This window comes from Paraburkholderia hospita (assembly GCF_002902965.1).
In the GTDB taxonomy this organism is placed as follows: Bacteria; Pseudomonadota; Gammaproteobacteria; order Burkholderiales; family Burkholderiaceae; genus Paraburkholderia; species Paraburkholderia hospita.
In genome coordinates this window covers 1,168,035-1,181,582 of sequence record NZ_CP026106.1, presented here as the reverse complement: position 1 = coordinate 1,181,582, position 13,548 = coordinate 1,168,035, and the positions used below count along the sequence as shown (strand labels likewise).

Annotated in this window: 14 protein-coding genes; 8 read left to right on the top strand and 6 right to left on the bottom strand. The window is 59.4% G+C overall.

Features of this window, described 5'->3' with window-relative positions; genetic code table 11:
• Positions 1 to 160: 160 nt before the first annotated feature.
• From C2L64_RS23690 to C2L64_RS23675, 4 genes are all read left to right on the top strand, one after another.
• Positions 161 to 1,207, top strand: coding sequence for a cupin domain-containing protein (locus C2L64_RS23690; protein WP_009769903.1), 1,047 nt, complete (start codon positions 161 to 163; stop codon positions 1,205 to 1,207).
• 145 nt (positions 1,208 to 1,352) lie between these two features.
• On the top strand, positions 1,353 to 1,862 hold the full coding sequence (locus C2L64_RS23685; RefSeq protein ID WP_009769902.1) for a nuclear transport factor 2 family protein: 510 nt from the start codon (positions 1,353 to 1,355) through the stop codon (positions 1,860 to 1,862).
• A 95-nt stretch (positions 1,863 to 1,957) separates the two neighbouring features.
• Positions 1,958 to 3,070, top strand: coding sequence for a Gfo/Idh/MocA family protein (locus C2L64_RS23680; protein ID WP_009769901.1), 1,113 nt, complete (start codon positions 1,958 to 1,960; stop codon positions 3,068 to 3,070).
• Positions 3,071 to 3,185: 115 nt separating this feature from the next.
• Positions 3,186 to 3,488 carry a hypothetical protein gene (locus C2L64_RS23675; RefSeq protein WP_009769900.1) on the top strand — a complete coding sequence of 101 codons (303 nt, stop codon included), beginning with the start codon at positions 3,186 to 3,188 and terminating at the stop codon, positions 3,486 to 3,488.
• A 75-nt stretch (positions 3,489 to 3,563) separates the two neighbouring features.
• On the opposite strand, the gene C2L64_RS23670 is transcribed toward C2L64_RS23675, so the two are convergent.
• From C2L64_RS23670 to C2L64_RS23655, 4 genes are all read right to left on the bottom strand, one after another.
• Positions 3,564 to 4,094: a MarR family winged helix-turn-helix transcriptional regulator gene (locus C2L64_RS23670; protein WP_009769899.1), complete on the bottom strand. Its 531-nt coding sequence runs from the start codon at positions 4,092 to 4,094 to the stop codon at positions 3,564 to 3,566.
• 319 nt (positions 4,095 to 4,413) lie between these two features.
• Positions 4,414 to 5,181: an SDR family NAD(P)-dependent oxidoreductase gene (locus C2L64_RS23665; RefSeq protein ID WP_009769898.1), complete on the bottom strand. Its 768-nt coding sequence runs from the start codon at positions 5,179 to 5,181 to the stop codon at positions 4,414 to 4,416.
• A gap of 18 nt (positions 5,182 to 5,199) precedes the next feature.
• Positions 5,200 to 5,583: a nuclear transport factor 2 family protein gene (locus C2L64_RS23660; RefSeq protein ID WP_009769897.1), complete on the bottom strand. Its 384-nt coding sequence runs from the start codon at positions 5,581 to 5,583 to the stop codon at positions 5,200 to 5,202.
• Positions 5,584 to 5,799: 216 nt separating this feature from the next.
• Positions 5,800 to 6,306 (bottom strand): nuclear transport factor 2 family protein, encoded by a 507-nt coding sequence (locus C2L64_RS23655; RefSeq protein WP_009769896.1) that lies wholly within the window; start codon positions 6,304 to 6,306, stop codon positions 5,800 to 5,802.
• Positions 6,307 to 6,748: 442 nt separating this feature from the next.
• Between C2L64_RS23655 and C2L64_RS54995 the strand changes: the two genes are divergently transcribed.
• Positions 6,749 to 6,964, top strand: a complete 216-nt coding sequence (locus tag C2L64_RS54995) for a LysR substrate-binding domain-containing protein (protein WP_238554825.1) — start codon at positions 6,749 to 6,751, stop codon at positions 6,962 to 6,964.
• A gap of 176 nt (positions 6,965 to 7,140) precedes the next feature.
• On the opposite strand, the gene C2L64_RS23645 is transcribed toward C2L64_RS54995, so the two are convergent.
• A complete protein-coding gene (locus C2L64_RS23645; protein WP_007734292.1) occupies positions 7,141 to 7,680 on the bottom strand; it encodes a MarR family winged helix-turn-helix transcriptional regulator in 540 nt (179 codons plus the stop codon).
• A 493-nt stretch (positions 7,681 to 8,173) separates the two neighbouring features.
• Between C2L64_RS23645 and C2L64_RS23635 the strand changes: the two genes are divergently transcribed.
• Positions 8,174 to 9,925, top strand: a complete 1,752-nt coding sequence (locus C2L64_RS23635; RefSeq protein ID WP_009769894.1) for an FAD-binding protein — start codon at positions 8,174 to 8,176, stop codon at positions 9,923 to 9,925.
• Positions 9,926 to 9,957: 32 nt separating this feature from the next.
• The gene (locus tag C2L64_RS23630; protein WP_100216093.1) at positions 9,958 to 11,337 is read left to right on the top strand and encodes an MFS transporter; all 1,380 of its coding nucleotides are present in this window, start codon (positions 9,958 to 9,960) and stop codon (positions 11,335 to 11,337) included.
• A gap of 220 nt (positions 11,338 to 11,557) precedes the next feature.
• Here C2L64_RS23630 and C2L64_RS23625 read toward each other — a convergent pair whose 3' ends face one another.
• Entirely contained in the window at positions 11,558 to 12,460 is a 903-nt protein-coding gene (locus C2L64_RS23625; RefSeq protein WP_009769892.1) for a LysR family transcriptional regulator, read from the bottom strand.
• 104 nt (positions 12,461 to 12,564) lie between these two features.
• Here C2L64_RS23625 and C2L64_RS23620 point away from each other — a divergent pair, with 104 nt between their 5' ends.
• A complete protein-coding gene (locus tag C2L64_RS23620; RefSeq protein ID WP_081498928.1) occupies positions 12,565 to 13,470 on the top strand; it encodes a pirin family protein in 906 nt (301 codons plus the stop codon).
• The last annotated feature ends 78 nt before the right edge of the window (positions 13,471 to 13,548 follow it).

Sequence of the window (13,548 nt, the reverse complement as noted above, 5' to 3'; positions counted from 1 at the left end):
TCGTCAGGTCCTCCGGGATGAGCACATGCACGGCCGGCGATGGCTTTCGTTTGCGCATGAAGGGTCGTTCAGCCCGAAGCCCTGCTCGGCAAGCACATGGCGGGCACAGTATCAGGTCTATGACGGATGTGAGCGTTCAAGAGCAAAAGGAGAGTGACAAATGAGTGGCAAGCCGCATGATGCAGGCCCCCCGCCGGTGCAACTCTGGACCCGTGACGGATTCCAGGGCGCGCTGTCAGTGGTGACCCGGCCGACCTACGCGCCCGATTATCTTTCCGTGCAGGGACCGCATGCACCGCGGCGAGCCGTCCTCGAGCGCCTGACGCCGGACGATCAGGACGACCCCGAGGCCCTTCCGACCACCGTGGCGACCTCCAGGCTCGGCGTCAAGCTGCATGTGTCGGGACGGCGCAAGCCCATGCCGTATGTGGTGCGCAATGTCGAAGCGGACGAGATCCATTTCATCCAGTCCGGCACGGTCAGGTTCGAAACGGACGTGGGCTGTCTCACGGCGACGGAAGGGGACTTCGTCTGCATTCCCCGCTCCGTCGCGTACCGGTATGCACCGACGGGCGATGCGATGCGAAGCATCATCGTCGAGAGTCCTTCGGCCCTGAAGCTCGCGCCGCCTGCGCCAAGCGGCATGCTCAACGTCGCGCGGGATCTGAAGTTTGCCGAAGTCGATGCCGCCATGCCGGCCGGCGGCCCGACGCGGCTGGTGCTGAAGACCCTCGACCCCGAGAACACGGTCTTCATGATGCCGCATGACCCCCTCGCACTCGGCATGTGCCTGTCGGAGTCCGTCCCGGTGTGGAAGCTGAATCTGGCCAGTATCCAGGTTCACGCCTACCTGCCCGAGGGCGGGCCGCCCAGCCAGTTTCTGTCATCGACTACGGGCGACCTGCTGATGTTCAACCTCAGCGCGCGTCCCGGTGGGCGGCCACCCGTTCACATCAATGCCGATTTCGACGAGGTGATCTGTTACGTGCGAGGCCCGGGCGCCTGGGGCGGCTGTACGGAACCGGGGACGTTGACCTGTGTGCCGAAGGGAGTCATCCACCACGGGCCGTCGGAGGACGTTCCCGAGGGCTATCAGGCCTGGTTGCTGGAAACACGCGCGACCCTGCGCTGGACGCCGAAGGCCATTGCCGCATCGGAGCTGATGGAGACGGGCCAATACCGGCCGCATCCGGGCACGGCGAAGTGAACGCTGGCGCGTAGTTCGGCTCGATCGTCAGGTTACGTTGCGGATTCGCAAGCGGATTGGGCTCGCGACCGGTTTCAATCCACTCACCCCAGCGGCGTGGCATCGATTTGCTTCAGCCGCGACGATTCAATCAAGGAGACCGAAGTTGGAAGCGAAACTTCAGCAGCTGCTGGATGAAGCGGAGATTCGCCGCGTTCATATCCGCTATTGCCGCGGCATCGATCGGATGGACTGGGATCTCGTGCGGTCGTGTTACCACCCGGATGCGATCGACAGGCACGGTGCGTATGAGGGTGGTGTCGAAGGTTTCATCGACTGGGCAGCCGAGTTGTTGCCGAACTTCGAATCGACGCAGCACTTCACCGGCAACCAGTATGTCGAGGTCCACGGCGACGTGGCGTTTGCGGAACATTATGCGCAGGCAAGCCACCGCACGAAGCCCGACGGCGACAAACCTGCGATGGACTGGGTGGTGAACATTCGCTACGTGGACCGCATGGAGCGGCGAAACGGCGAATGGCGCATTGCCGATCGGATGGTCGTACTCGACTCCCAGCGATCGGACCCGGTTCCCGGAGATCTCGCACCGCTCGGAAATTCCAATGTCGGGCGCCGTGACAAGGACGACCCGTCGTACAGATACCAGATCGTATGACGGCTGCGGCCGGTGTCTCTGGCCGGCTCCAGAGGGCCAGCCTTCGAGATCGGGTGCCTACGGTTACTGCAGTTACCTAAAGATTAGAGGAAGCAATGGAAGGAAAATATCGTGTCGGTATCGTCGGCCTGAGCCCAGGGCGCGGTTGGGCGGCAACAGCTCATATTCCGGCCTTGCGGGCGTTGTCCGGCGTCTATGAGCTCGCCGGCGTGGCGAATACGAGCCTCGCGAGCGCGCAAGCGGCGGCCGCCGCGTTCGGTATCCCGCAGGCATTCGAAAGCGCCGCTGCGCTGGCCGCATCGCCGGACATCGACATCGTCGTCGTCACCGTCAAGGTTCAGCACCACAAGGACGTCGTCACGGCGGCCCTGCAGGCGGGCAAGACCGTGTACAGCGAATGGCCGCTCGGCAATGGGCTCGAAGAAACCATCGCGCTTGCCGAACTCGCGCGCGAGAAAAAGGCATTGGCCGTCGTTGGCGCACAGGCGATCGCCTCTCCCGAAGTGCAGTTCATGCGCAAGCTCGTCGCGGACGGCAAGATCGGCGACGTCCTGTCTTCGACGTACGTCGGATCGGGTTTCAGCTGGGGAGACGACATCCTGCAGGGTGACGCCTACGCGATGGACAACGCGAACGGCGCGACACTGCTTTCCGTGATCGGTGGGCACGCGATTGCGGCGATCGATGCCGTCCTCGGCGATATCGAACAGATCGGCGCGGTGCTCTCGCAACGCAGGCAAACCGTGCGCATCATCGAGACGGGCGAAACCGTCGAGATGAAAACGCCCGACCACCTCATGGCGAACGCGATTCTCCGCTCCGGGGCCCCGCTTTCGTTGCAGCTCCGCGGTGGCCTGCCGCGCGGAACGAAGCTGCTGTGGGAGATCAACGGAAGCGAGGGTGACTTGCGCGTCACCGCGAGGAATGAATACGTTCCGGCCGTCAACATCTCGCCCTTACGCGTCGAATTCGGACGCAAAGGCCAGAACGGCTATGAGGAGCTCGACGTCCCCGATCCGTTTCCGATCGATGCGGGCGATGCCGTTGCAGCGCGCAATGTCGCGGGCGTCTACCGGTTGATCGCCGACGACCTGCGCCACGGCACCCGCACGGCGCCCAGCTTCGATCACGCACGCGCACTTCACGAGGTGCTCTATGCAATCGAGCAGTCGAGTGAAACGGGCAATCGGATCAAGGTGAACAAGTAGCAAGCGTGTGCGGCTCTCGTATGCGCCGCACACGTACATGAAGCGCGGAAACAACAGCGTGCAACGCCCCATCGCCCGTCCATGGTCGGACGGGCCCGGGAGCGGAGCGCGCTGCATGCGGGTTGCAGACCAGTCAGCAGATTGTAGTCACGCGAATGGCGAGCGTGATAAGGAGAAGATGATGGCTAGCGCAGCAAAGTCATTACGCTCGATGGTGGAAGACTGGCTTGCTCCCACCTCGATGGACATGGTGCATGTGGTCGAATTCAAGAACCAGCGTGCGACGCGGCAATGCTACGTGTGCGTCGAAGCACGCAGGGCCGCCGGAACCGCCGCAATGTTCTTCTTTCACCACAAGGACGGACTCTGGTGTGTTTTTCCGCCAAGCCGGGAGCGCCCCACGATGCGCGTGGCCTGAGCGCGCCGCCGTTCTCCCTGCACCGATCACCCATGCCTCCACGAAATAGCCGTTGTGCCGACGACCGGCCGGCGGCTAGTCGATCACAGAGTCGCTCTGAGACATCAGGGTCAGGTTGTCTTCGATCTGGTGCATGACTTTCCAGAAAACTTCGAGATCTCCCGCCGGGATGCCTTCGAGCGAAGCCGAAATCATCTCGGTGAGTTCAGGCAGCATTTCGTCGACAAGGCGTCGTCCTTCATCCAGCAGGCTGACGTAGTACTTCCTTCTGTCCTTGGGGTCGCGTGTCCGTCGAACGAGATTGCGCTTTTCCATTCTATCGAGCGCCGGTACGGCCGTCGTCGATGCAATGCCTACCCGCTTGCTGAGTTCGAGCTGGTTCATCTCGCCGCGTTCGGCCAGAACCCGAAGATAGAACCAGTGCGCAACCGAAATGCCTTCCTTGTCCAGTAACTTCTGACCTCTCGCGTCGTAGAGGCGGTACATCGTACGAGCCATCCATGGCACGGTTCGGCCGCGGTCGTCAAAAACGTCCGAGCGCTGGCCACCCGCCGCTTCCAGCCCCTCGAGTGCTTCGTGCACTGCATTCGAACTCGACTTTGACATTGGCCATTCCTCAACTGGGGGTCACGCGGCTGGCAGCGCCCAGATCAGGCGGCCAGCGTCATGCTCTCGATACAGGGAGTTCCTTCACGCTCTTGATAGTGTTCAATCTAAACCATTCTATTTTATATACATCAATCTTATATAGCATCATCTGTTTCAAGATAATCCGCCCCATGATGATCATACATCGCGCGCAAAATGGATGTGCAAGCGGCACTCCTTGGGCATCGATCGTCGGTCACCCGATCGCAGGGCCGACGCTACAGTGGGTCAGTCCCTCCACGGATGACAGGACGGCCGCATCAAACTCAAAGCAGCGTCAAATGGCGAGGAATCCCCCATCGACGGCCAGTTCGGCTCCCGTCACGAAGGATGCCTTGTCCGAAAGAAGCCAGACGACGGCGGCCGCAATCTCCTCCGGAACGCCGATTCTTCCCAGTGGGTGACTGGCTCGAATCTTCTCGATCAAATCGGCAAATTGCGGATCGGACACCAGCGCCTGAACCATGGGTGTATCCACCGCACCTGGAAGGACCGCGTTGACCCGGATATGCCTGTCGCCGTAGTCGACCGCTGCGCCTTTTGTCAGCCCCAGCACACCGGCCTTGGAGCCACAGTAGTCTGCCGCACTGCGCATCGCCACGCGCCCCAGCGTGGACGACGTATTGACGATGGCGCCACCATCCGTTTTCAGCATGGCGCGTATCTCATGCTTCATGCAAAAAAACACGCCATCGTAATTGACTGACTGAATCCGACGCCATTGCGCGGCAGTCAGTTCGTGCAGCGGGACGTTCGTCTGGGAAAGACCGGCATTGTTGAACGCGCCATCGAGCCGGCCATACTGACTCAATGCCGCAGTCACGAGCGCTTCGACCTGCTCTTCGTCGGCTACGTTCGTTGGCACGAAGATCGCGTCACCGCCTGCCCGCCGAATCGCCGAAACCGTCTCCTCCGCGCCCGCAGCATCAATGTCGGCGACCACTACGCGCGCCTCCGCCACGGAGCACGCCAGCGCCGCCGCTCGCCCGATGCCCGAGCCACCGCCCGTGACGATGATGGCCTTCCCTTCAAGATCGCGATTCATGGCTTCGTTTCCCTTGGGTCAACCCGCGAACAGAGGAGACGTATCAGCGTAGATGCGGCATTCATCGATCAACTTGTCCCGCAGCTTCCAGATCGTCGCGGCCGGAATCGTCAGCGTCGATCCATCCTTGCGTGTGTAAGTCACGGATACCTGGGAAACGATGACATTCTCGAAGGCCCATACATTGACGAGGTCATGTTTGATGCCCGCAAGCAGCTTCAGAAAACTCTGTGAAGCCGCAGCCGCGTTTGCGCGACCAATGACAGGATCGCTATTCGCGTAGACAAATGTGCAATTCTCGGTCAGACAGTTCGCGAACCCCTGCTCGTCCATCGAATCGATCGCTTCATAAACCTTTGAAACAAACTCGACTGCTGCTGTGGGTTTTTGAGTAGATGACATCGTGATTCGCCTCCTTTTTGATGGTGAGTCGATTACCACCGCCGTTGTCGAGCATCGCCTGCGCGGAGTGGAGCGCATCGCGCGCGCCACAGCTTCTCAGCCGCTGATGCCGACATTGAATCGTCTATATATGGCCAATCGCCTCTAGCGTGACGCATCGGGCAGCTCGCAAAATGCTCGCGTCGGCAAGCCATATCGCCGAAGCGCTGTGCTCTATCACAGGCCGTACTCGTACGACGGATCATCGCGGTCGCGCCGCCCATAGTTCCAGTCGCCCAACGGCGCAGACTCAGTGCTCACCGGGATCGTGCGTTCCGAATCGTATACAACGATGCGGTCAGCAATTCTCCATTCGCTATCACGCTTTTCGAGGCGATCGACGTATCGCACGTTCACAATCCAGTCCGCAGCGGGTTTGCCGTCGGCGGGTTTCGTGCGGTGAAACGCCTGTGCGTAATGCTCCGCGAAAGCGACATTGCCTTCCACCTTCACGTATTGGTTGCCGGTGAAATGCATCGTGCTGTCGAAGAGGGGCAACACCTCCCCAGCCCATTTGATAAAACCTTCGACGCTGCCTTCGAAAGCACCATGTCGGTCGATGGCATCCGGGTGATAGCAGGAACGCACGAGATCGAAGTCCATTCGGTCGATGCCCCGGCAGTAGCGCATATGAACCTCACGAATCTCCGCCTTATCTTGAAGTTCCTGACTCTTCGCATCCAATTTGTGTCTCCCAGTTCAAGTAAGAAACTGAAGCGCATCGCCCCAACCCGATCTCGGCGATCGCCTCTTCGCTCTGCCTGACTTTCACTACAACGCAGCCGCGGCCGTCGCACAGCACAAAACAGATTTACGTCAACTCGATTGATATCGCATCATGCATTGTGGAATTAATAGAGTCAAGGGCTTGTGGGATCCCCTCTGATGGCTCCAGTTCACGTGGATCTCAGCACGCCGATGCGCACTGCGTCGGCGTTGCGCGATCGCAGTTCAGGGCGTGCGTGAATGCAGTTTTCGAATCGATCTGCCAGCGATAGCTATGTGGAACTTCCGCCTGGTCAGTGGGAATGTTGTGGGTCGTCCATAGCGCGCCAATACCTTGCCAGGACTGTCGGCACGAATGTCGCGCGCGACTGGCTATCGACGTTTGCAGATCGAAAGTACGATGAATCAGTTAATGCCACGGCTTGCGCGCGGCGAACTGGATATCGTCGTCGGCCGCTCGGGCCAACAGTATGATGACCCGCAGTTGCGGATCGAGACGCTCTATACGGAGCTGATCAACTTCGTCCCACGGCCTCATCACCCGCTTGCGGAAAAAGCACAGCCAGGCTGGGACGCATTGCGTCGCACAGAGCCGCGTTGCGCTTCGAGCAGTTGAACGCGCTTCATATTCTCCCGCTGCAACTCGAAGGCTTCGGTTCAGTATCGATGTACTGGCATGCCGAAATCGAGAATCGCGCCGCGGTGGCCATGGCATTGGACAGTCTCCGTGCTTTCGTTGATCCGCGCATGAAAGCATGGCACACCGCTTGATAATTCAGTCGCCGACTCTCCTCAATCGACGACCGCATCGCCTTGCGACGCCTGATTCAGGTTATTTTCAATTTGATGCATCACCTTCCAGAAAACACGCATATCCCTCTGCGTGATTCCATCCAGCGACGCTGAAATCATATCGATGAGCTCCGGCATCATTTCATCGACCAGCCGTTTGCCGTCGTCCTTCAGACTGACGAAATACTTTCGCCTGTCGTTCGGATCCCGGGTTCGTTGGACCAGGCCACGTTTCTCGAGGTTGTCCAACGCAGGCACGGCCGTGGTGGACGCAATCCCCACCCGTTTGCTGAGTTCCAGCTGGTTAATCTCACCGCGCGCCGCCAGTACACGAAGGTAGTACCAGTACGCGATTGGCAGGTTCTCCCTGTCGAGGATTTTTTGCGCTTGCGCGTCGTAGAGCCTGTGCACGGTTCGCGCCATCCAAGGTACGGTCCGGCCGCGGTCATCGAACACATCGGACTGTTCTTTCATTCCCGGCCCCGATCGCTCGGAAACGTCCATGGCCGCCTTGGCCGCGGTGGAGTGTGACTTGGGCATCCGCTCATTCCTTGACATTGAGGTAGCCAGCCGCACGCGACGCCGATTGGCGAAGAACGATGACAGCTCGCTGCATTCCAGGGCATTCCCCAGGTTTCTTGATCTTATCCATCCCGAAACACATGATTCGATACACATCCATCTTAGATGTAATCATCTTTCTGGAAATGATCTGTCGCAAGAGAGATCATACAACAGTGCCGGCGCATCCGTCTGAATCTGCAGACCTTCTCACGCGCCGCCGCCTCGGCGGGAAATGGCTGCCAGTCAACCCGGGAACGGATTCGGTATTCGCCATCGCGCTCACGCACCAATGGATGATCAATGGCACCTCGCCAGGGAATTCCCTCGAGCGTCTTGACGCATTTCATACGATGACGCATGATTCGACATGAATTCATAAAACACGAAACCAATTACCTGTGATGACATGCGCACTACTCTTGTGTCATGCGCCGTCTCTCACAGAATCGCTTAATACAGGACACATGCGATGAATACGGCTACGACGGAGAACTGGGACTGCGAGGTCGACGTCCTCATCCTGGGGGCAGGCGCGGCCGGCATGACAGCGGCGATCGTTTCAAAAAACGAAGGCCTTACGCCCCTCGTACTGGAGAAGACCGACCAGGTGGGCGGCACATCCGCGTGGTCGGTCGGAATGATGTGGTTCGTCGACAGCGGCCCGATGCAGACCGCCGGGTTCAAGGATTCCTTCGACAAGGCGCGGAAATACTTTGCCGCGACGGTCGGAAACAGCGTCGATCGCACATTGCAGGAAGCCTATATATCTCAAGGCCGGATCGCGCTCGACTACATGTTGAAGCACTCCGAACTCGAGGTCGTGGCAGTCGACTATCCCGACTACAGCCCGGAACTGGAAGGCGGCATGTTTGGCCGCGCTCATGCCCCGATCGAATTCGATGGTAGAAAGCTAGGCGTGCACTTCAAGGATCTGCGCGCCCCGCTCCCTGCATTTGCGCCGTTTGGCGGGATGATGCTTGATCTCCCAGACTTGCTGCATTTCCTGTCCTTCACCCGCTCGGCACGATCGTTCTTCCACGTACTCAAACGCTTTTTGCGCTATGGCGTCGACCGGCTCCATCATCATCGCGGCACGCGGCTGGTGGGCGGAAATGCACTCACAGGTCGTCTCTACAAAACGATGCTGGATCGGAATATCGACGTGTGGCTGCGATCGTCAGCAACCAGACTGATCGTGGACGGCAACAAGGTCACGGGTGCAGAAGTCGTGCGGGACGGGCAGACGATTCGCGTCCGCGCTCGCCGGGGTATCGTCATTGCGACGGGTGGCTACCCTGGCAACCTGGCGATGCGCCGGGAGCATTCGCGCCAACCAACGGTGGAACTCGGACTGGGGCTCCCCAGCAACGTTGGCGAAGGTCTGCACCTGGGTGAGTCGGTTGGTGGCCGCCTCGACCATAACGCCAAGGACACGGGCTACTACGTTCCCATGTCCGTCTATCCGGACGACGCGGGCAACGTGCAACTGTGGGGGCACTTCATGCTCGATCGCCCCAAACCAGGCTTCATTGCCGTTGGAAAAGATGGAAACCGCTTCACGAATGAAGCGGCGTCGTATCACGCCTTCACCCTCGGCATGTTCGAGGCCGGCGCCATCCCGGCCTATCTGATTGCCGATGCCGCGACCGTGAAAAAGTATGGCATTGGCGTCATCCTGCCCGGCAGTCTGTCTTTGCGTCGCTACGAGAAGTCCGGCTACCTGAGCAGTGGTGCCACGCTTGCCGAACTCGCCGGCAAGATCGGTGTCGACGTGAGCGGACTGCAACGAAGCGTCGAGCGCAACAACCAGTTCGCAAAGACGGGTATCGACGAAGACTTCGGAAAGGGATCGTCTGCGTACAACGTCTACAAGGGAGATCCCACACATTCGCCGAACCCTTGCCTCGGTCCGATCGGGAAAGGCCCCTTCTATGCCGTGAAGCTGATGCCAGGCGACTTCGGAACCAGCCGCGGACTCGTGACGGGTTCTCACGGTGAGGTGCTCGACGAAAACAATCGTCCGATTTCAGGCCTGTACGCGTGCGGAAACGATATGAACTCGCCGGTGGGCGGACATTACATCGGTGCCGGGATCACGCTCGGCCCGGCATTGACCTTCGGATACCTTGCGGCAATGGCATTGGCCACGAATACGCCAAGAGTGAGCGATGTGAGTCCGGAGGACCGTTCAACTGCCGATCAAAACGTGAAACTAGCGTGATTTGAAGCGTCGCCGGCACTCAGGAGACACCCGTGAATAATGAAATGACCGTCGACGTCCAGACGTTTATCAACGCACATCCATTCAGCAGGTTCCAGAAGCTCATCTTTCTCATGTGCTTCATCATTGTCCTGCTGGATGGTTTCGATACGGCGGCGATCGGTTTCATCGCTCCAGCGCTACTCACCGAATGGCATATCGCCAAGCCCGCGCTCGCCCCCGTCCTGAGCGCCGCATTGCTCGGCATTGCCTTTGGCGCACTCGCGTCCGGCCCTCTGTCCGACCGGATCGGGCGGCGCGCGCTCATCGTCGGGTCAGTGTTCCTGTTCGGTATCGCATGCCTCGCGTCCGGCATCTCAACGAGCATCGGACAATTGACAGCGCTGCGCTTCATCACGGGCGTCGGGCTCGGCGCAGCGATGGCGAACGCGGTGACGATGATCGACGAATACAGCCCAACCGCGCGCCGCGCCACACTAACGAGCCTGATGTGCTGCGGCTTCCCGCTGGGCGCCGCGCTGGGCGGACTGCTGTCGGCATGGTTGATTCCGCACGCTGGCTGGCGCAGCGTTCTGATTCTGGGTGGGGTGATACCACTGCTTCACAGTGCCCTGTTGCTGCTCAAAATGCCGGAATCCGTTCGGTTCATGGTCGCGAACAGAAAACCTGGTGCGGGTATCCGTGCAATTCTCGTGCGGATTGCTCCCGAAGCTGCGCATGCACGCGAATTCACACTAACCGAAAGCACTTCGCCAACCGGATTCAAAGGGCTAGGTCTCGTGTTGTCGCGACCGTACCTCGTTGGTTCCCTGATGCTCTGGGTGGCCGCCTTCATGGGCCTGGTGATCATCTACGCCTCTATTAACTGGATGCCGATATTGCTAAGAGATTCGGGCTTGAGCGCAAAGAGCGCGACGCTGGTCTCGGCTCTTTTCCCGCTCGGCGGCGTCGGCGCGGTGGCGTGCGGCGTATTGATGGATCGGTTCAATGCGAATCTTGTCATCGCCGGGTGCTATGCGCTCGCCGCCCTTAGTTTCTTTTGCATTGGGCAGACGATGGGAAACGTTGTGCTGCTGGTACCCATCGTACTACTGGCCGGCGTGCTGCTGAATACCGCACAGGCTTCCATGAATGCGCTGGCGGCCGCGTACTACCCGACTGAAGGACGCGGCACGGGCGTCGCCTGCATGCTGGGCATCGGCCGCTTTGGCGGAATCGCAGGTTCGTTTCTTGTCACCGAACTGGTCCGAAGGCAATTCACTTTCGCTGCGGTATTCGCAACCATTGCGGCCGCGGGGGGGCTGGCTTGCATTGGCTTATTGATCAAGCATCTCGCACGACCCCACGGCTCTCGCGCGGCGATAGGCGCCGAGACGCCTGTGAATCATCGAACTCCGAGGTCGCCGGCCTGATGAACATGGCGTCCCCATGATAGGCGTGCCCAATCACACGCGCCTGCTGCTATCTCCGCCATGCCCCGTCTGGGCGTGGATTCAGCCCGCCACTGCGCGGGCTCTTTTTTTGCAGCGATGCCCAACGTGCGCTCGATGCTGCGAATATGACTGATCGTCGAGTTCATTTGACAGGTTTCAAGGCCACTGCAGATTTCAATGGCCATTGTCTCGCCATTCACTACGGCAAGACAGAATCCGACTTCAAGGCCTTGATGAACCACGTGCCCGCTGGACCGGGCGGCGTATCCTTGCGATATGCCGCAAACATTGGAATTGACGGCGTCACGGGTTCGAATTTATCAAGACGAAGCCGGTGCAATGCGCCAGACGCTATATCATCCTTCACCATTGCTAGCGGCATGTGCCCCCAACCAAATCCGGCCCGCAAAAATTCGTGTTTCGCATGCAGGTCCGCCATCTTCCAGGTGCGTGGCGAAAAGACTTCAAAGTTCTTCCCTTCTGTCAGATCCGTGCGGTCGGTCAATACGAGCTGAACGTGAGTTTCCAGATCTCGCATCCCGATGACCCGTGCCATTGCCGCGAGCGGATGCGTTGGGGCGACGACGGTGACCATCACGATGTCCAGGATTTTCTCGGCAGAAAGGCCGTCCGGAACCGCGAGCGTTGAACCAATGATTCCCAGCCGGCAGATCCCATCCAATATCTGCTTCGTCGCTCCGCCCAAAGCTTCTACATAGAGCCGCAACGGTGTCTCTGGAAACTCGACAGAAAATGCCCGCATGACCGAGCTTAATCGTTCGAGAGGATAGAACGCATCGATCGCGAGGGACAACTCTGGTTCAAGGCCACCTGCGAGCGTTCGTGCCCGGGCCTTGAATCCGTCCATGCCGCGCATCACCGAACGCGCCTCGTTGACGAGTGCTGCCCCACCCGCCGTCAAACGAGGATAACGTCCGCTACGATCGAAGAGCTGTATTCCTGTCTGCGCTTCCAGGTTCGCGAGCGTCTGACTGACTACCGATTGAGTCCTGCGCAAGCTGCGCCCCGCGGCAGAGAAACTTCCTTCATCAACCGCTGCGATAAACGTTCGCAGCTGATCGAGGGAAACGCCATCAAGCATGTATCGCTCCTGACGATGGATCGCATCGAAATATATTGGCTTCCCCAAACGGATGCCAACTCTTAATCTTCCAGCTAATCAAATCTGACGAATGCAGGTGCACCATGTCTTACCTAACGACCGCAACATCCCCTTCGGATCATCATGCGGATACGTCCGTTGCGAACGGCGAGGAACGCGCCGAAGCGCGTCGCGCCCCCCGAACGATTATCGCCCGTACTGCGGGCAGACAGCATGGTCCGGTCAATCGCCTCTTTAGCCCGGGTGATCTTGGCGGGTTGCTCAAACCCTTCGTATTTCTCGACTATTTCGATGTCCCGGCGCATTCCAACACGCGGTTTTCCATGCACCCGCATTCCGGAATCGCAACGACCACTATCCTGCTCGACGGCGAAGTCCAGTACGAAGACACGACGGGTGCCTCTGGCGTCATGTCGGCAGGGAGTGTCGAGTGGATGAACGCCGGCGGTGGCGTGTGGCATGACGGTTATCCGGAAGGTCGCACGCCCGTCCGCGGCTATCAGTTGTGGACCGCGTTGCCCGCCGCCCTCGAACTGGATCAACCCAACAGTCAGTATTTGTCAGCACGAGAGATCCCCAGTTCAGGTCCGGCTCGCGTCATTCTGGGCGAGTATGAAAACCTCCGCAGCCCTGCGTTAGCGCCGTACGGAATCAACTATTTGCATGTGCAACTCAAGGCGGGCGAAGAATGGCGTTATACGCCTCCTGCCGGGCATGCCGTCGCGTGGCTTTGCGTGCAACGTGGCACGCTTCATGTCGCTGATCAGAAGGTTCGCGCCGAGCTTGTCGTATTTGACGAGTCTGAGAACGCGCTGACCTTATACGCCGACGAGGATACGGAGTTCGTCCTTGGCTCGGCAATCCCACATCCGCACGACCTGGTTCTCGGCTACTACTCTGTGCACACCTCTGAAGATGCATTGCGCCGCGGAGAGCAGAAGATCGTAGAGATCGGCGAACAGCTTCGACGCGTTGGGCGTCTGAGATAACACTTGCCCCACCGGGTATCCGCAAACTCATGTGAATCGCGCAACAGAAATGGACACCGCTCGCTCCAGTTCCCAAGA

Bases quoted from the DNA above. Each gene is read 5' to 3' on its own strand.
- C2L64_RS23675 (WP_009769900.1), top strand. From the start codon at position 3,186: ATGCGGGTTGCAGACCAGTCAGCAGATTGTAGTCACGCGAATGGCGAG.
- C2L64_RS23645 (WP_007734292.1), bottom strand. From the start codon at position 7,680: ATGCCCAAGTCACACTCCACCGCGGCCAAGGCGGCCATGGACGTTTCC.
- C2L64_RS23620 (WP_081498928.1), top strand. From the start codon at position 12,565: ATGTCTTACCTAACGACCGCAACATCCCCTTCGGATCATCATGCGGAT.
- C2L64_RS23670 (WP_009769899.1), bottom strand. From the start codon at position 4,094: ATGTCAAAGTCGAGTTCGAATGCAGTGCACGAAGCACTCGAGGGGCTG.
- C2L64_RS54995 (WP_238554825.1), top strand. From the start codon at position 6,749: ATGAATCAGTTAATGCCACGGCTTGCGCGCGGCGAACTGGATATCGTC.
- C2L64_RS23665 (WP_009769898.1), bottom strand. From the start codon at position 5,181: ATGAATCGCGATCTTGAAGGGAAGGCCATCATCGTCACGGGCGGTGGC.
- C2L64_RS23660 (WP_009769897.1), bottom strand. From the start codon at position 5,583: ATGTCATCTACTCAAAAACCCACAGCAGCAGTCGAGTTTGTTTCAAAG.
- C2L64_RS23625 (WP_009769892.1), bottom strand. From the start codon at position 12,460: ATGCTTGATGGCGTTTCCCTCGATCAGCTGCGAACGTTTATCGCAGCG.
- C2L64_RS23690 (WP_009769903.1), top strand. From the start codon at position 161: ATGAGTGGCAAGCCGCATGATGCAGGCCCCCCGCCGGTGCAACTCTGG.
- C2L64_RS23680 (WP_009769901.1), top strand. From the start codon at position 1,958: ATGGAAGGAAAATATCGTGTCGGTATCGTCGGCCTGAGCCCAGGGCGC.
- C2L64_RS23635 (WP_009769894.1), top strand. From the start codon at position 8,174: ATGAATACGGCTACGACGGAGAACTGGGACTGCGAGGTCGACGTCCTC.